At 45.9% G+C, this 18,031-nt stretch carries 15 protein-coding genes and 3 tRNA genes; 3 read left to right on the top strand and 15 right to left on the bottom strand.

The window, feature by feature from the left end; translation table 11 throughout:
• Positions 1–105: 105 nt before the first annotated feature.
• The 9 genes from CLV93_RS15675 to CLV93_RS15635 form a co-directional block, all read right to left on the bottom strand.
• Entirely contained in the window at positions 106–648 is a 543-nt protein-coding gene (locus tag CLV93_RS15675) for an isochorismatase family protein (protein WP_106543155.1), read from the bottom strand.
• A gap of 12 nt (positions 649–660) precedes the next feature.
• Complete coding sequence (locus tag CLV93_RS15670; protein ID WP_106543154.1) at positions 661–1,293, bottom strand: KpsF/GutQ family sugar-phosphate isomerase; 633 nt, start codon at positions 1,291–1,293, stop codon at positions 661–663.
• A gap of 196 nt (positions 1,294–1,489) precedes the next feature.
• On the bottom strand, positions 1,490–2,269 hold the full coding sequence (locus tag CLV93_RS15665) for a CPBP family intramembrane glutamic endopeptidase (RefSeq protein ID WP_106543153.1): 780 nt from the start codon (positions 2,267–2,269) through the stop codon (positions 1,490–1,492).
• A gap of 121 nt (positions 2,270–2,390) precedes the next feature.
• Entirely contained in the window at positions 2,391–3,416 is a 1,026-nt protein-coding gene (locus tag CLV93_RS15660) for a glycosyltransferase family 2 protein (RefSeq protein ID WP_106543152.1), read from the bottom strand.
• A complete protein-coding gene (locus CLV93_RS15655; protein ID WP_106543151.1) occupies positions 3,413–4,312 on the bottom strand; it encodes a lysophospholipid acyltransferase family protein in 900 nt (299 codons plus the stop codon). The genes CLV93_RS15660 and CLV93_RS15655 overlap by 4 nt, the downstream gene beginning before the upstream one ends.
• 18 nt (positions 4,313–4,330) lie before the next feature.
• The gene (locus tag CLV93_RS15650; RefSeq protein WP_106543150.1) at positions 4,331–4,801 is read right to left on the bottom strand and encodes a hypothetical protein; all 471 of its coding nucleotides are present in this window, start codon (positions 4,799–4,801) and stop codon (positions 4,331–4,333) included.
• 9 nt (positions 4,802–4,810) lie between these two features.
• Positions 4,811–5,605: an inositol monophosphatase family protein gene (locus CLV93_RS15645; RefSeq protein WP_174821583.1), complete on the bottom strand. Its 795-nt coding sequence runs from the start codon at positions 5,603–5,605 to the stop codon at positions 4,811–4,813.
• A gap of 148 nt (positions 5,606–5,753) precedes the next feature.
• Positions 5,754–7,055: a tRNA (N(6)-L-threonylcarbamoyladenosine(37)-C(2))-methylthiotransferase MtaB gene (mtaB, locus tag CLV93_RS15640; RefSeq protein WP_106543148.1), complete on the bottom strand. Its 1,302-nt coding sequence runs from the start codon at positions 7,053–7,055 to the stop codon at positions 5,754–5,756.
• Between the two features lie 495 nt (positions 7,056–7,550).
• A complete protein-coding gene (locus tag CLV93_RS15635; RefSeq protein ID WP_106543147.1) occupies positions 7,551–8,873 on the bottom strand; it encodes a PhoH family protein in 1,323 nt (440 codons plus the stop codon).
• 112 nt (positions 8,874–8,985) lie between these two features.
• Between CLV93_RS15635 and CLV93_RS15630 the strand changes: the two genes are divergently transcribed.
• A complete protein-coding gene (locus tag CLV93_RS15630; protein ID WP_106543146.1) occupies positions 8,986–10,284 on the top strand; it encodes a bifunctional folylpolyglutamate synthase/dihydrofolate synthase in 1,299 nt (432 codons plus the stop codon).
• A gap of 57 nt (positions 10,285–10,341) precedes the next feature.
• Here the strand turns inward: CLV93_RS15630 and CLV93_RS15625 are convergent.
• The 6 genes from CLV93_RS15625 to CLV93_RS15600 all read right to left on the bottom strand — a co-directional run bounded on the left by CLV93_RS15625 (position 10,342) and on the right by CLV93_RS15600 (position 15,176).
• Positions 10,342–10,416: transfer RNA gene (locus CLV93_RS15625), tRNA-Val, on the bottom strand.
• A gap of 30 nt (positions 10,417–10,446) precedes the next feature.
• Positions 10,447–10,521: transfer RNA gene (locus CLV93_RS15620), tRNA-Val, on the bottom strand.
• Positions 10,522–10,551: 30 nt separating this feature from the next.
• Positions 10,552–10,626, bottom strand: a tRNA-Val gene (locus tag CLV93_RS15615).
• Positions 10,627–10,800: 174 nt separating this feature from the next.
• Positions 10,801–11,595 (bottom strand): 3-keto-disaccharide hydrolase, encoded by a 795-nt coding sequence (locus tag CLV93_RS15610; RefSeq protein WP_106543145.1) that lies wholly within the window; start codon positions 11,593–11,595, stop codon positions 10,801–10,803.
• Positions 11,596–11,684: 89 nt separating this feature from the next.
• Entirely contained in the window at positions 11,685–11,939 is a 255-nt protein-coding gene (locus CLV93_RS15605) for a DNA-binding protein (protein WP_106543144.1), read from the bottom strand.
• A gap of 180 nt (positions 11,940–12,119) precedes the next feature.
• Positions 12,120–15,176: a serine hydrolase domain-containing protein gene (locus tag CLV93_RS15600; RefSeq protein ID WP_106543143.1), complete on the bottom strand. Its 3,057-nt coding sequence runs from the start codon at positions 15,174–15,176 to the stop codon at positions 12,120–12,122.
• Positions 15,177–15,390: 214 nt separating this feature from the next.
• On the opposite strand from CLV93_RS15600, the gene CLV93_RS15595 reads away from it, so the two are divergent.
• Positions 15,391–16,566 carry an exo-beta-N-acetylmuramidase NamZ family protein gene (locus CLV93_RS15595; RefSeq protein ID WP_106543142.1) on the top strand — a complete coding sequence of 392 codons (1,176 nt, stop codon included), beginning with the start codon at positions 15,391–15,393 and terminating at the stop codon, positions 16,564–16,566.
• A gap of 3 nt (positions 16,567–16,569) precedes the next feature.
• Positions 16,570–18,018 (top strand): sodium:solute symporter, encoded by a 1,449-nt coding sequence (locus CLV93_RS15590; protein ID WP_106543141.1) that lies wholly within the window; start codon positions 16,570–16,572, stop codon positions 18,016–18,018.
• Positions 18,019–18,031 lie beyond the last annotated feature (13 nt).

Below are 18,031 nucleotides of genomic sequence, written 5' to 3'. Positions count from 1 at the left end.
AAGAAATCGGTGTAAAAAATGACTTGCAGATAAAAATGCTGTTTTCGGAAATAAAAATGCCGCATTGAATGACGCGGCATGAACTATCGGGTATTTGATTATCTTTTATTTAACCAGATTTGAAATGGTCTTGAACTCGGGAGCTTTAGCGGTAGTTGTCAGCTCGAACAAGATGGATTCGTACGAAGTCATCATAATGCCCTCGTGGCGGAAGCGTTCCATAGCCAGTTGTTTGTTGGCTTCGGTACGCGAATCGGTGCAATCCATCACTACAATAGGGTGGTAACCAGAATGTTTCAGGTCGATAGCGGTTTGGAGAACGCAAACATGCGATTCGATTCCGGCAATGATGACATTCTCATAATTTTTCTGTTCCAGGAAAAGTTGGTATTCCGGTACATGATAGCTGCTGAAGTCCGACTTTTCGAAGTACGAAAAACCGGGAACCAGACTGGAAATCTCGTCCAGCGTTTTTCCCAAACCACGGGTATATTGCTGCGTAAAAACAGTGGAAATTCCCAGGACCTGCAAGCCTTTTACCAGTATTTGAGCATTTTTGAGTAGGGTCTCCTTGTTGCTCATTGCAGGGAACAAACGTTCCTGAATGTCAATGATTAATCCGGTTGTGTTTTCTCTTGTGATACGCATGATTCTTTTGGTTTATGATTTTTCTTTTGCCAGCCGTTCCATTCCTTTGGCCAGCCGGCGCGATTTGTGACCCAGATAACCACCGTGATGACGTTTGGCATATTCTTCGCTCGAAAACTCAATTCGGCGCATCATCAGGTTAACCAATATGTCTCCAATAACAGTCATAACAGTTGTAGATGTCGATGGAGTCAAGCCCAGCGGACAGAGTTCTTTGGGGTTTCCGGTAGGAAGAACCACATCAGCTGTCAAAGCCAGGTGACTCTCTTCGTTACTTGTTATTACGATGAGCGGAAGATTGGGATACAAATTTTCTGCTAAATCAATCAGTTCCAGTATTTCACGGGTTTTCCCCGAGTTTGAAATGAGCAGCAATACATCGTTCGGTTGCAAGACTCCCAAATCTCCGTGCTGTGCTTCACTCGGATGTAGGAAGATGGACGGCGTTCCGGTTGAGCTAAAAGTGGTAGCAATGTTCAGCGCAATTTGCCCGGCTTTACCCATTCCACTGGTTACCAACTTGCCATGTTGCTGATGAATCCTTTCATACAGAATTTCAACAGCAGCTTCGTAACCTTCCTTGACCGGAATCGTTGAAATAGCATCGGCTTCGCGCCGTAAAAGATCGTTAATTAGTTCGTTCATTTGCGATAATTGAATTCCTCCGGGGAAATTCTTTGTCTGTTCCGGACAATGATTAGAAAGCTTGATGCTGTCATTTTATTTCCCCCTCAAAACAAAGCCGCAAAGCTACATTTATTTTTATTTCAGAACAATGATTCGTCTTGAAACCTGAAAGCGAGTGTATTTCCACTTGTTTACGGACCCGGATGAAGAGATCTTACGGCATGTTTGATGAAATTCGATATTTTCTCATGCGGGTTTGATTGATGAAAAGGTGATTTACCGGGATGAGGATGATGATAATGGCAATAACAATCCATTGCGATGGAATCGGATTGGTTCCGTTTTCGATAACCAACACATCGTTAGTTAACCTGAAGACAATGCTGACGGCCCAGTGAAGCCCAATCGTATACCAGAGATTTCCTGTCATTATTAATGGAGAGACCAGCATGATGCCCAGCAGAAATAAATAGACGAGTGTCGTCAGGCCGCTTTCGAATTGGTAAATTTGGTTTCCGGTACTAACAATAGCCGAAAAGATGATGAAGGTTTCGGGTGTTGTGCGGCGGTGCAAAAAGCGGTATAAATATCCCATCGACAGAATATCGAAAGCGATTACAGGAAGAATAGTCACTAAGGCAAAAAGCAAGGCTTGCTTCCAAAACACTTTGGGTTCGGGCAGGTAGTTAATCTGAACAATATTATATTGGACTGAAAGGAGAAAAGCTGCCGAAAAAAAGAGCAGGCCAATGACTAATCCGGACAACAAGCGGCTACGACTTTTCAACAGATTGGTCAAGCCATACGCTTTTAGTCCGCTGAAACCCTGCCAGCGGGCAACCAGCCAGGCTACAACCAGAAAAACAACCAGTAGCAACAAAAAGAGTTCGGTCCTGCGAAGATAATGCAAGACAGCCAGGGGAATCTGGTAGGCAACGAAAAGAATACCAAATCCCAGGAGGACCTTAAATACTGACGGACCGGTCTTTTTCATTCAGTTAAAATGGAAACACATGCTTCTTAAATTTAGCATATTCCTTTGGAGTTCAAATCACAAATCTGAACTTTATTTGCGGCGGTCGAATGAAAATGATGATTGAAAGGTGTTTTTAACGTTAGGGTTTCCAGTTGAGCTCACTGAATTTTCTTTTTCCCCTGGCATAGTAATTCCAGACCAGACTTCCACGGTAGATTTGCAGGTGTTTCTCAGTGGTAACCTGGCTGAGCAGTTGCTTCCGTTGTTTCCGAAGATGGGAAAGATGACGGTAAAAAGCGACATGTGCCATGAATACCTTCCGGAAAGCTGCTACCTGACCGGTAACTAAAAACTGAAGTGCAGCGACTCCGTCGAGCATCATCCGGCTGAACAGCACCGGAAACAATAAAACAGACGGCAAATTTTTGTACAGAAGAAACAGGTTGTTGCGGAAGTTGAGGTAGATCTTCCGCGGATTTCCGTACGAAAGACTTCCACCACCCACATGGTGTACAGTCGATTGGTGATTGTAATATATCTTATAGCCGCGGTTTTTCATGCGCCAGCACAGGTCAATCTCTTCCATGTGTGCCCAGAAATGTGCATCCAGTCCTTCCAGCTCTTTCCATACCGATGAGCGAACCATCAGGCAGGCGCCGGTTCCCCAAAAGATCTCGGTGCTTTCGTTGTACTGTCCTTCATCTTTTTCGACCACATCGAGCAAGCGACCGCGACAAAACGGGTAACCAAACCGGTCGATAAAACCACCGGCTGCTCCGGCATATTCGAAATATTCCGGCTTTTCCGTTTGTAAAATCTTAGGTTGGCAAGCGCCAATCGACGGATCGGCATCCATCATTTCGACGAGCGGCTCAAGCCAGTTTTCGGTTACTTCTACATCCGAATTGAGCAATAGGTAATATTCAGCTTCGATTTGTTTGAGAGCCTGGTTGTAACCTTCAGCAAAGCCATAGTTTTCGTGCAGTTGCAAATAACGAACAGATGGAAACTCTTTCTCTACCACTTCGCGACTGCTGTCGGTGGAACCGTTGTCGGCAACTACCACTTCCACTTCGGGTAAGTTGCTGTATTTTACCAATGGCGGCAGGTATTGGCGCAAAAAATCCTGTCCGTTCCAATTCAATATGACAACTGATACTTTCATTTGCCAGTGCTCTCCGTATTTTCAGGTTCGCGTTTGTGTTTCCAGCGGCGGTGAGACCAAAGCCAGTAAGCCGGTTCATCTTTGATGATTTGTTCGAGGAAACGGGTATGTTTTTCAGTGATCTCGTATTGAGCCGTTTCTTTGGGTTTATCGGTAATCAGGTGAAAAGTCAGCGTATAATGGCCCCGCTTCTGTTTTTGCATGTGAGCACCAAGTACTACGGCATCGACTTTTTTTGCAATTTTTTCTGTTCCTAACAGAATAGGTGTTTCCTGGTTGAGGAAAGTGGTCCAGTACTGGATTTCGTTTTTCTTCGGCGTCTGGTCATTCAGAAAACCGGCAGCGGCGACTTTATTTTCATTTTTATCGCTAACCAGCTGCCTGAAAGTTTTGTTTTTTTCAAGAGGGATGGCATTGAAACGACTTCGGAGTTTATAGTAAAATCGATCGATGCTTTTGTTGTGCAATGGTTTGTATACGACGTAGAACTCTGTCTTTGTGTGCAAACCCCAACTGCACATCCATTCCCAGTTGTTGTGGTGTCCCATCGAAACAATTACCTGACGGCCTTCATCCAGGTATTTTTCTGCCAGTTCAGGATTGAGAAACTTCATTCGTTTCTTAATCCTGGAAGGTGAAATTTGTGAGAAATAAAGTGTTTCAATAAAGCTATCACAGAAATGGCGGTAGAACTGTCGTTCGATTTTTTTTCGCTCCTGCTCCGTCTTTTCAGGAAAAGCATTTGCGAGGTTGGTTTGGACAACTTTCCGGCGATAGCCGAAAACACGATATACAAGAAAAAAAAGGAAATCAGAAAAAGCATAATGCACACGCAGTGGAAGAAAATGGTTTAGCCATGTAAATCCTCTGAGAATGTGATATAACAGATAAGTCATAAAGAAATAAACGTTCGATTAAGATTGTTGGAATAATTGCAACAGAATGGCAACCAACGTTTCTTTGTTTTTGCTGTCGATGAATGTTCCCAGCGCCTTGTCGCGTTCTTTGGCGTTCATTTCCAGGATCTTCTCTAACTCTTTTTGTTCGCGGCCTGTTAGCTCGTTGCTAAATGCGTCCAGCAGCGGTTGATGTGTTTCGCTGGTTTTCTGCGGTAACCCGAAGATTTCCAGTTCGTGGATGGCGGCGTCGAGAATCTCACGAGCCTGGACGCGAATTGGGTCAGTTAGTTTGATACCGCCGGATGTGTCCCGCAGGTTCCAGCTGGAATAATCGTACTTGAGGTTGTTGATGAGCCGGGCATGTTCGCTGCCTTCGCCGAAGATGCGGGAGATGTAAATCAGCGTATGTGCTTTCCAGGCTTCCAGATCGAAACGCTTCTCTTCGAGGCGGGCAATCTGTTCTTTTAGAATGTCTATTTCTCTCATGGTCAATATTCAGTTGCCGAGATGTTGATGTACAATGTCGTAAAATTCCTTGAAATATGCATCGTTTGCCGCCACGATTTCTCCACCGAACAGGAAATTGTCGCCGCCGTTGAAGTCGGTTACCTGTCCGCCTGCTTGCTTGATAATCAATACTCCGGCTGCTACATCCCAGGCGTGAAGCGCATGTTCCCAGAAGGCTTCGAAACGTCCGGCTGCCACGTACGCCAGATCAGTGGCCGCCGAACCTAACCGGCGCAGGCCATGCGAATGTTGCATGAAGTGGCTCATGGCATCGATATATCCATCGAGCCGATCGAAATTGTAGTAAGGAAAGCCGGTGGCAATGAGCGAATCCTGCGTGGTGGCCGCATCGCTAACGCGAATAACGTTGCCATTGAGGTAGGCTGCACTGTCTTTCCAGGCATAAAAACATTCGTCCTGCGTAATCTCGTACACTACCCCCACGACGAGTTCGTTGCCTTGCAGCAGGGCGACGCTTACTGCGAACGGAGGAATACCGTGAATGAAATTGGTGGTCCCGTCGAGCGGATCGATGATCCATTTAAACTCTTCCCCGTCGTTGCCTGCCGTATTTTCTTCGGTGATAAATCCGGCTTCGGGCAGCAGCTGATGAAGCTTCTCGACGAGTTGCTTCTCGGCGCTCTTATCGACGTACGACACAAAATCCGATTTACCTTTCCTTTCAACGGCATCCAGCTGAAAAGTTTTCCGTTCGCCGGCAATGAATTGACCGGTTTCTTTTACAATTCTGATAACTTCGGTGCAGAGTTTTTCCAGATTCATCACAAAAAAAATTTCTACAAAAGTAAGGATTAATCGCCTTGGTTGGCATTTTCCTTACCAGGATGAAAGGCCTGTCGTTTTTATAAAAATAAAATATCCCGCCGGAAAATCCTGACGGGATGTATGTTGACGTGTTTTTCAGTTTTGCTTAATCAACCAGTACGGCCATGTTGCCGGTTGGATTGATGCCTGACAGTTTCACTTCCCTGATTTGGTTCACCAGATCGTCATGGAAGTCGGTTTCTACCTTGATGTAGTTTTCGGTCCATCCGGTAATTCGTGTCTTCGAACGGCTTTTCTCGAACAGCACCCGGTGGTTCTGTCCATCGTGTTTCCGGTAGAAATTCTTCAGCTTTTGGTCAGACAATTCTTTCAGTTTTTCCACTCTCCGTTTGCGTTCCGACATTGGAACCACGCCTTCAATCTTCAGGGCACTGGTTTTCGAACGCTCGGAATAAGGGAATACGTGCAATTGCGAAATGTCCAGACTTTCGATGAACCGGTACGACTCTTCAAACAGTTCATCCGATTCGCCATTCATGCCGGCAATTACGTCTACGCCAATGAAGGCATGGGGCAGCAATTCCTTGATCTTCTCCACGCGGTGGGCAAACAGTTCCCGGTTGTACTTACGCCCCATGAGTTGCAGCACATCGTTGGTGCCAGCCTGCAACGGTATATGAAAATGCGGTGCAATCCGCTTCGAGCGGGCCACAAATTCGATGATATCGTCGTTCAGCAAATTCGGCTCAATGGACGAAATGCGTATACGGTCGATGCTTTCGACTTCATCCAACGCCTGTACCAAATCGTAAAATGTTTCGCCGGTGCTTTGTCCGAAGTCGCCAATGTTCACTCCCGTGAGAATAATCTCGCGAATGCCTTGTTTGCCGGCCCGTGTTGCTTCTTCCACCAGGCTGGCAATGCTCGGGTTCCGGCTTTTTCCGCGCGCCATTGGAATGGTGCAGTACGTACAGAAATAGTTGCAGCCGTCCTGTACTTTCAGGAAACTGCGGGTACGATCGCCATATGAATACGCATGGTCGAACTTATTGATACGGGTGAACGAGCAGTTGTGCACCTCGCCTCCCTTGTGTTTCTCGAGTCCGTCGAGATATTTGGTGATGTTGAATTTGTCGTTGGCTCCCAACACCAGGTCAACCCCTTCGATAGATGCCACTTCGTCGGGCTTTAGCTGGGCATAACATCCCACCACCACAATAAATGCAGCGGGGTTCTGCCTAACGGCCTGACGGATGATGGCGCGGCTTTTCTTGTCGGCGGTGTCCGTCACCGAGCAGGTGTTGATAACGTAAACATCGGCCTTGTCCCTGAACCCGGTCCGGTTGAAGCCCATCTCCTCGAATGAGCGGGCAATGGTGGACGTTTCCGAGAAGTTCAGTTTACATCCCAGCGTGGTAAAAGCTACTTTTTTTCCGTTGTAATTCATTCCTCTCTCGCTTCAAGTCTGCCCGGAGGCAGTCAACGTTTTCCCATACTTTATACCTGAAAAACAGTGAAAAAGTTTTCAGGATAAAATCGTCTTTTATTGACGGCGCAAAACTACAAAAATAATTTTGAAGGAGGCGGAATGGGGTGGGATTCATTTATTTTCAACGGCGATAAAATAGCAGGGGGACGGAGCTTCTGCAAAATTTCAATGACAATAATTCGTCAGAAATGGGGCTATTGAAAATTTCAACGGCCAGAAATGTTCATAAAAGGGTGAATTTAAAATTTCAGCAGCCTGAAATGTTTAGAAAAGGATAAATTGAAAATTTCAATAGCGAGAATCAGTCAGGAGTGAACGGATTGAAAATTTCAACAGCCTGAAATGACCAGGAAATAAGCTTCTTCCCGAATAAGCTTTCATAGAAATGCAAAGACCAGAGTTGATGCTCTGGCCTTTGCTAGTCAAATTATAGGTAAAAGGAGTTCGAAGAAATCAAAGTAAATCGCTGGCCAACTCGGCAAGGTAGCTGCGTTCGCCTTTCACCAGGTTGATGTGTGCAAACAGATCTTGTCCCTTCATCTTATCGGTGAGGAAAGCCAATCCGTTCGACTGCATATCGAGGTAAGGCGAATCGATTTGCATGATGTCGCCGGTGAATACCATCTTGGTTCCTTCGCCTGCACGGGTGATAATTGTTTTCACTTCATGAGGAGTGAGGTTTTGTGCTTCATCAATGATGAAGAAGCAGTTGGAAAGACTTCGCCCCCTGATGAAGGCGAGTGCCGAGATAACCAACCGCTCATCCTTCTGCAGCTCTTCAATAAGCTGAACTTCGGTGCTGCGTGGGTTAAAGCTTTTCTTAATTACTGCCAGGTTATCGAAAAGTGGTTGCATGTAGGGCGAAACCTTTTCTTCGGCATCTCCCGGAAGGAAACCCAAATCGCGGTTACTTAGCGCTACAATCGGACGCGCCAGCAAGGTCGTGTCATAAACCTTATGCTGAGCAATGGCAGCTGCCAGGGCCAGCAGGGTTTTTCCGGTTCCCGCTTTCCCGGTAAGGGCAATCAGTTTGATTTCCGGATTCAACAGGGCGTCCAGCGAAAAGGTTTGCTCTGCATTGCGCGGTTTTATACCGTAAGCGTTGTGTTTGTCGACTCGCTTGATGGTTCTGGTAAATGGATCGAAATGAGCCAGCGCACTGGAACGGTTGCCTTTCAAAATTAGGTATTCGTTGGCAAAAGGTGAGTCTCCGATTCCGGCTTCTTCCAGCGTAAGCGATTTGTTGTCGTATAACTTGGCGATCAGTTCGTCGTTGTACTCATTCATTTCCCGGATGCCTTCGTAAAGTACGTTGACATCGGAAATTTTATCGTTTTTGTAATCTTCCGACTCAATGTGCAGCGATTTGGCCTTCATTCGGAGATTGACATCCTTGGTCACAAAGATGGTTTTCCTTTCGGGATATTTATCCCGGACAGCTTCGGCAATGGCCAGAATACGGTGGTCGGGAATGTCGTCGCGGAAGGATTCTCTCATCTGTTTGGAAAAAGGCTTTCCGGTTTCGATAATCAGTTTGCCTTTTTTGGGGCCGAGAGATAATCCTCCGTTGAATAAATCGTCGCCTACAATTTCGTCCAGAATGCGTACAAACTGACGGGCCTGAAAGTTAATCTGATCACTGCCTCGCTTGAACTTATCCAGCTCTTCCAATACCGTGATCGGGATTACTACATCGTTGTCTTCGAAATTGTAAATACACTTGTGATCATGCAAGATGACGTTAGTGTCGAGGACGAATACTTTTGCTTGAGTCATATTCGTAGGGTTTCAAGGGTTTGCTTTTAAAGGTAGTATTTTTTGTATCTGGTGTACGGCAGGTCGAAATGATTTTACGAACTTTAACCCGTTGATAAATTCTTTTCACATTATGGACAGATTTGAAGCGACACTGAGATATTTATACGAGCAATTGCCTTTTTATCAAAGGAAAGGGCCGGCTGCGTATAAAAATAACCTGGATAATACGCTGGCGCTGGACGAACTTTACGGCCATCCGCACCGATTATTCCGTAGCGTTCATGTGGCAGGAACGAACGGAAAGGGTTCGGTTTCGCATATGCTGGCCAGTGTGCTCCAGGAAGCCGGTTACCGGGTCGGGTTATACACTTCGCCGCATCTGAAGGATTTCAGGGAACGCATTCGCGTGAATGGCGTGAAAATTCCGAAAGAAGAGGTAGTGCGCTTTGTCGATGATTTCATGGCCCGAAACCAGCTGAATAAGATGGAACCATCATTTTTCGAGCTGACGGTAGCCATGGCTTTCGACTATTTTGCCCGTGAAAGAATAGATATTGCAGTGGTGGAAGTTGGTTTGGGGGGCCGACTCGATTCCACGAATATCATCACTCCGGAAGTATCGGTTATCACGAATATCAGTCTCGACCATGTGGCCTTATTGGGAAATTCATTAACCGAAATTGCCGGTGAGAAGGCCGGTATTATGAAAAAGGGAATTCCGACAGTGGTAGGCGAGACGGCTGAAGAAACGGCTCCGGTTTTCACCGAAAGGGCAGAAGAGTTAGGTATTCCGTTGCAATTTGCTGATCAGCTTTATCAGACAGGTTATTCAATGGCTTCGCCCGAAGGAAAGCAATTGTTCAATGTGCGCTACAACAATACCCTGCGTTTCGAACAGCTTCCGCTGGATTTGCTGGGACAATACCAGGGGCGTAATCTTTGCACTGCCCTGGCGACCGTCGACGTGTTGAAAGAGCGGGGCTGGAGTATCTCTGATGAAGCGATGTACCGGGGAATGGAACATTTGGTGAAAAATACCGGTTTGCTAGGACGCTGGCAGGTTTTGGGCGCTAATCCACGCATCGTTTGCGATACAGGGCACAACGAGGCCGGCGTTCGTGAGGTGGTGCACCAGATTCATCAAACGCCCTACAAAAAGCTTCATTTTGTGTTGGGGATGGTAAATGATAAGGATGTGATGAGCGTGTTGCGGCTCTTGCCGAAGGACGCCGATTACTATTTTACCAAAGCTTCTATTCCAAGAGCGATGTCGGAGAATATGCTGGAGTTGAAAGCTTCCGATGCCGGACTGAGGGGGAAGAAATATCCGACCGTTGTTGAGGCACTGACGGCAGCCAAAGAAAATGCCGGACCAGATGATATGATTTTCGTTGGCGGAAGTACTTTCGTGGTAGCTGAAGTAATCTGATTTATTCTTCCCGAAAGGGCATAAAAAAAGGATTCCACAAACGTGAAATCCTTTGAGTGGGAACTGCTGGATTCGAACCAGCGACCCTCTGCTTGTAAGGCAGATGCTCTGAACCAACTGAGCTAAGCTCCCGAAAGAAATAAAATCCTAATTATGAACGTGTGGGAACTGCTGGATTCGAACCAGCGACCCTCTGCTTGTAAGGCAGATGCTCTGAACCAACTGAGCTAAGCTCCCGAAAAAAAATAAAATCCTAATTATGAACGGTGGGAACTGCTGGATTCGAACCAGCGACCCTCTGCTTGTAAGGCAGATGCTCTGAACCAACTGAGCTAAGCTCCCGCTTTCGTTAAAAGCGTTGCAAATATAGATTTTTTTTGTTTCCTGCAAAAACAGAAGACAAACTTTTTAGCCGATTTATTGCGATGCCCGGTTTCCGAAACGCCTTATTCTGCCTACTTCTTTCGCAAGATTCTCACTGGAAAGAAATTGGAGAAGGTGACTGTTTGATTCCGGTTAAAAATCGGATGGTAATTCTTTGATATGTTTTAACCTGATGTTGCGGACGAACAGCTCGCCACCTTCCGATTGTAACTGGATTTTGCCTTGTACCAGGGGAAGTAATTCCTGGTTCACCCATTTACGCGAGTCGTAACTCACCATGTTTACCTTGCCGTTGATAACATGAACCGAAGTGCTGCCGAAGCAATACAGATCGATGGTGTTCCATTCGCCCAGCGGTTTTTCGTAGTCAGCACTTTTCGAACAAATTTTGGCTATTTCGTCGTTGCCGAAAGCGACCCGGGCTTCTCCGGTCTGGTAGGTGTATTGGTCTCCATTCTTCACCGCGGGAATTTTACTGTAGGTGGCGCCCATGCAATACAGATCGCCTAAATTGCCATGCTTCATTTGCAATTCATGTGAGTTCATCCATACATTGAGGGCTGCGCCAAACGGACCGTAGCTGTGATAAAGCAATCCGGAGTTACGTTGAGAGAAAACAAGCTTTCCCCATTTAAACTCGAGATGGAGATGGTAATTTTCATAGGAATTCCGGGTGGCCAGTGAGGCGTTAACCTCTCCCGATATTCTGATGGCCGGTTGCCCGTCTTCTTTTACTACCGAGAAAATCTTCATCGGATCTTTTCTAATACCTAACGGAGTTCCTCCTTTTTCCAGCGGGCCTACATAGGTTTCCCAACCTTTCAGGTTTTTGCCATTGAACAGTGAGCGCCAGCCGGCATTCGATTGTGCTTCAGCCTGCGTGAAACAACCAGCGATTAGAACGAAAATCAGAAATATTTTTGTCATGATGATCAAGGTTAGTCTGTCAGGGAAGGTACAAAAAAAAACTGCCTCAGTTTTGAGGCAGTTAATAGATTTTTTTCTTCTTAATGTTTCTATACTTCGTGCTGATGAAGAATTTCTTCCGCTTTTTCGAGAATGGTTGTATCATCTAAGAGTACGACACCACCATTGGGACCTTGTTCAAGGTGAATTCCAACTGCTTTTCCTTTTTCGTAGTTTGCTCCGCCGAAATAGTTCCTGACGGTCTCAACCTCAATGCCTAATTCTTCGGCAATGTGGTGGATGGCACCGTCAGGCAAACTGTCTTTAATTTTTCTCAGCTCGTTGAAGGTTATTTTCTTTGTCATAGCGGTAGGATTTTATCTTGTTAATAATAAGATTTTGGAAGTAAAATATGTATCACCTTAAAAATAAAATTAAATATTTAATAACCCAATGGTAACGTGAAATCCTATTCTACTTTTAAGTGAAATTCACATTTCTTAACAAAGAAAAATCGTGTCCTGCTGCAAGCAAATTGCAGAAAATCAGAATGGTGGATTTTGCACAGGCGGATAGCCACCCTCTTCTTCCTGCGAATGTTTTAAAACATGTTTCTCTTCGTCGTATTCGTTTTTCAATCCTCGCTTAAGCGCATCATAAACAGCCTGATGAAGACGGGGACGTAGGTTTAGCTCGTAGAGCTTCCGATCGTTCCGTGTTGGGTAAACCCGATTGGAAAAGAACATGAAAAGGAGGCCGTTTTCCGGGTCGGCCCATGCAAATGTTCCGGTAAATCCGCTATGTCCAAAACTCTCTGCACTGGATGAAGGAGCCGGGTAAGCTTCGTCAATGGTTTTCTCGCTGTTGTCAATCAACGGTTTGTCAAATCCGAGGCCTCGCCGGTTGTCGTTGTCGGGGAACTGGCAGCGGGTCCATTCCTTCATCGTTGCTTCGCTGATATAACGCTTCCCGCCGTATTCGCCATAGTTCAGGTACATCTGAATGATTTTGGCCGCATCGTTGATGTCGCCAAAAAGCCCTGCATTACCCGATACGCCGCCCATCATGGCCGCACCTTCGTCGTGTACAAATCCCTGAATCTGGCGGTGTCGGAAGAACGTGTCATCTTCGGTTGGTATCATCCGGTTGATGGGGTATTTCAGGTATGGATTGTAAGTCACTGTAGACGCACCCAGCGGTCCGTAGAAGTTTTCATGTATGTACTTCTGGTAATTTTCTCCGGTCAGGTTCGAGATGATTTTCGGGTAGAGATAAAAGGTCAACCCGGAATACACATACGCCTTTTTAGGCAATAGTGGCGATTTATCGATATCGGAATAAATGGTGTCAATGAAGCTGTGATTCAGGTACATGTTGTCGCTTATGCGAAGCGAATATTTCCGCGTGGGACGATGCCGGATGTAGCCATGCTTGAAGCGGCCATTGGGTTTAACAATACTTCTCCAATAGGGAATCCATGCTTCCAGTTGTCCCTGGTGAGCCAGAATATCGCGTATCCCGATATTGGCTTTGTTGGTATTATCCCACTCAGGCCAGTACTTCGAGAATTTATCGTCGACATTGAATTTTCCCTCGTCAGCCAGTTTCATCAGTGCCGGTAAAGGGCCTGTTATTTTGGTCAAAGAAGCAAAATCGTAAATGTCAGTCGGTTTTACCGGAACCTGATTTTTGTATGTTCTGTAACCATAGCATTTGTGGAAGAAAACCTTTCCGTTTTTCGCCAGTAATATCTGACAACCGGGGTATGCTTTCTGCGTAAGCCCGATGTTCACCAGCGAATCAATCCGCTGGTCGAGGTAATGCGAATCGATTCCAATAGCTTCGGGAATGGTGTAAGAGAAACGCCCAAGAGCTTTGGTCTGAATCCCGGTTCCGGCCGGGAAAAACTTGTTCAATGTAACCGGCAGTTTTCCTTTGGCAGGAATTCCTCCAAAAATCAGTTGAGCCGCCAGACTTTCCGCATCATCTGTTTCCTGGTAAGCCATAATGATCGAACGGGCGTCGTTGAGGTCGCGGAATGCGTTGGCAGCGTATGCATTTCCAAACAATACCACGACAGAATTGTCCATCTTGCTGATGATGTTTGTCACATCGAGCTGAACCTGGGTGAGATGGAAGTTGTTTTCCGGAGTCATCCAGAAATTATTGACAGCCGCAATCACCAGGTTGTAGTTTTTTAGCTGAGGCAAGAGTTTTTGAAGTGATTTCAGCGAGGCACTTTTGTCGATGTGAAAATTGTCGACCTGGAGGTATTGCCCCACCGCTTTTTGAAAAGCCGTGTCGTAATCGCGGCCGATGCTCACAGTTGCAATATGCAATGTGTCGAGGTTCTGAAGCGGAAGGAGATTGCCTTTGTTTTGTAATAGCGTGAGGCTTTCTTTGGTCAGTTCACGTGACGTCAGTCGGTAAAGCGGATTTGTTAAATCCTCATATAAACTGTCCATTTGTACCGGGAGCCAGTCGTTCAGTTCGGTCCAGCGTTTCACCATCAATACCTTCCGGCACTTTTGGTCAATTTCTTCTTTGGTGAGTATCCCTTTTCTCACGGCCTTTTTAATGGCTTTGATGGCGGCTTTCGGATCGGTGACAAATTCCAGCACATCATTGCCCGCAGCTAAAGCCATTACATCTGCGGTTCCGGGAGGACCTTTTACACTGGCACCTTTCATGTTCATTGCATCGGTCACGGTGAGGCCCTGAAATTCCAGTTCATCGTGAAGCAACTTGCCGGTGATAGGTTTCGAAAGCGACGCCGGAGTTCCTGTTGAGTCCAACGCCGGTACATCAAGATGTCCTACCATGACGCCGCCAATTCCTGCATAAATCAGCCGGTGGAAAGGCATTATTTCCAATGTGTCAAGACGTTCTTTGCCAAAGGGGATGACCGGAAGTGTTTTGTGTGAATCTTTTTCGGTATCTCCGTGGCCGGGAAAGTGTTTGGCGGTCGGAAGAATGTTTTCTTCTTGCATGCCCAGCGCATACATCATCGCTTTGCGCGTGACATTTTCCACGTTCTGTCCGTACGAACGGTAACCAATGATGGGATTTTCAGGATTGTTGTTTACATCGGCTACGGGGGCAAAGTTCACCTGCATGCCTATGCGTTTACACTGCTGACCAATGTCTTTTCCCATTTGATAAACCAATGAATCATCCTGAACAGCTCCAACGGCCATCGCTACCGGGTAGTTGATGCAACTGTCGAGCCGCATTCCCAGCCCGTTTTCAGCGTCGATACCGATCAATAACGGAACCTTTGATGCCTGTTGGAATTTATTTGTTAGCTCTGCCTGCCGAATGGGGCCTCCCTGGAAAAAGACCAGTCCTCCAATTTTATTTTCGGTAATTTGTTTCAAAATCTCCTGGGTGTGCGCCTCATCTTTGTTTGAATAGGCCGCAACCGTTATCAGCTGACCAATCTTTTCCTCAAAACTGAGAGAGTTAAAGACCGAGTCGACCCACGCATCATTTTCGTATGCGTAGAATGGCGGTCGGACTGGATTGGCGGCTTGATTCATAACAGGATGGATGAGGATAATAATGAGGGTGATTAATCCAAGCAGGTTTCTTTGGCACTTCATGATGTCATCAGTTGTTGTAATGGACAATTTCGATTTTCGTAAAATTAGTAAATGGATTGTACTGTATCAGCTTATCCGGTATCAGAAATAGTTATTTTTACTTCAAGGTTCATGTTAAATTTGTATTTTAGTCGGAAGTAATATGTATGACAAATTTAAAATCTTAATCGATTAATCCTAACAATTTTCTGAATCAATCATAAAAACTGGGACTGTGAAAAATCATATCGTGCTCTTCTTTGTCGTTTTTCTTTTATTCTCTTGCGGAAATGCGAAAGAAAAACAGATCGTCACTGGTGCAGAACAAACCGGAAAATACCTGCCATTACTGAAAGGCAAAAATGTAGCGTTGGTCGTGAACCAGACTTCAGTTGTCAGAGGGCAGCACCTGGTTGATTTCCTGCTTGAAAAACATATTCCGGTGAAAGAGGTTTTTGCTCCGGAGCATGGCTTTAGGGGAAAGGCCGATGCCGGAGAGGAATTGGAGAATACGATTGATAAACAAACCGGTTTGCCGGTCATATCAATATACGGAAAAACGAAAAAGCCGAACCAGGAGCAGTTAAAAGGAATCGATTGGGTGGTCTTCGATATACAGGATGTGGGTTGCCGTTTTTACACGTTTATCAGCACCATGCACTATGTGATGGAGGCTTGCGCCGAAAACGGTGTGAAGATGATGATTCTCGATCGTCCGAATCCTAACGGTGATTATGTTGCCGGTCCCATTTTGAAACCTGAATTCCGATCGTTTGTGGGGATGGACCCGATTCCAGTCGTGCACGGTTGTACAGTTGGCGAGTTGGCGCTGATGATTAATGGTGAGGGCTGGCTGACAAACCACGAAAAAGTCGATTTGACGGTGATTCCGGTGAAAAACTACAATCATCAAGCCCGGTATTCCTTACCGGTGAAACCATCGCCCAATCTGCCAAACGATTTGTCCATCCGGTTGTATCCTTCGCTTTGTTTCTTCGAATCCACCAGCGTGAGTGTTGGTCGGGGAACGCATTTTCCTTTTCAGGTATTGGGGTATCCCGATCCGAAATTTGGCTCCTTTTCTTTCACACCCGAAAGTATTGTCGGAATGGCCAAGTCGCCTCTCCATATGGGCCAGAAATGTTATGGTGAGGATTTCAGAGGAATGAAGGACACCCCCCGGTTTACGCTGAAATATTTCCTGAATTGGTATCACCGTTTTTCCAACGAAAAAGATTTCCTGACCCGTGAACGCTGGTTTAATCTGCTGATGGGAACCGACACCGTGATCAAGCAAATCCGCGAAGGAAAGACCGAGCAGGAGATTCGTGCCTCATGGCAACCCGAGCTTAATAATTACAGACAGATTCGTAAAAAATATCTTCTTTATCCCGATAACGACCAAAATTAAATTATGAATCCATTTATTGTGCTGGCCGTCATCGGCGGTTATTTTCTCCTACTAATACTTATTTCGCGGCTTACGGCGAAAGGGGCAAACTCTGATACTTTTTTCACGGCCAACCGGAAATCTCCCTGGTATGTGGTGGCGTTCGGGATGATTGGAGCCACACTTTCGGGGGTAACTTTTATTTCCGTACCCGGAGAAGTTGGGAATTCGGCCTTTTCCTATTTTCAGTTTGTATTGGGGAATTTGGTGGGATACTGGATTGTTGCTGGTGTGCTTTTGCCCATGTACTATCGGATGAACTTGGTTTCTATTTACGGTTACCTCGAAGAACGGTTCGGACCGTCAGCCTATAAAACAGGTTCCTTCTTTTTCCTTCTTTCCAGGACTATCGGAGCGGCATTTCGTCTTTACCTGGTGGCGGGCGTTTTGCAGCTTGCCTTTTTCGATGCATTCGGAGTCCCCTTCTGGATTACGGTGATGATAAGTATTTTGCTGATTTGGGTGTACACCTATCGCGGAGGCATTAAAACGATTGTCTGGACGGATACGTTGCAGACGACTTTCCTGATTTTAGCCGTAGTTCTGACAATCCACTATATCCTGAACCACTTTGGATGGTCGATAGGAGAGGCTTTTCAACATATTACCGATCATCCCGATTCCAAAATCTTTCATTGGGGATGGCGGTCAGGCAACAATTTCTTCAAGCAGTTTTTTGCCGGCATGTTTGTCACGGTAGTGATGGTGGGGCTCGACCAGGATATGATGCAGAAAAATCTGACCTGCCGGAATGTTGGGGAAGCCCGGAAAAATATGATTTGGTTTAGCGCCAGCTTCGTCATCGCTGTTGCGCTGTTCCTGGGACTGGGTGTGTTGCTCTACATTTTTGCTGCGAAGACAGGAACGCCTGTTCCTGAGAGAACTGACGATTTGTATCCATTGTTGGCTCTGACAAAAATGAACCTGTCCATCGGCATTGCTTTTCTGCTGGGTATTACGGCTGCGGCTTATTCCAGTGCTGACTCAGCCCTGGCTTCATTAACCACGGCTTTCTGTGTTGACTTTCTGAAATTCCAGAAACGAACGGATGTGAAGAAGGAGAAGGAGCGGAAATTGGTGCATATGGGATTTTCGGTGATTCTGTTTTTTGTTATCGTCATTTTCCGGGTTATCAACGATGAAAGTGTGGTTGTGGCGCTCTTCAAGGTGGCTGGATACACCTATGGTCCGCTGCTGGGATTGTTCGCTTTCGGGATGTTTACAAAGTACAAGGTAGACGATCGCGCCGTTCCCTATCTGGCAGTTGCAGCTCCGCTCATTAGTTGGGCGGTTGATACTTGGTCCGAACAACTTCTTTTTGGTTACCGGTTTGGATTTGAGATCTTGATATTAAATGGTGGACTAATGTTTTTGGGGCTTCTTCTATTTCGTAAAAAATATTTCGAAAGTTAAAAAATGTTAAAGG

The sequence above is a fragment of the Prolixibacter denitrificans genome, assembly GCF_003014495.1.
Taxonomy (GTDB): domain Bacteria; phylum Bacteroidota; class Bacteroidia; order Bacteroidales; family Prolixibacteraceae; genus Prolixibacter; species Prolixibacter denitrificans.
Note: the sequence above shows the minus strand (reverse complement) of the source record. Positions and strands in the feature narration are given on the sequence as shown.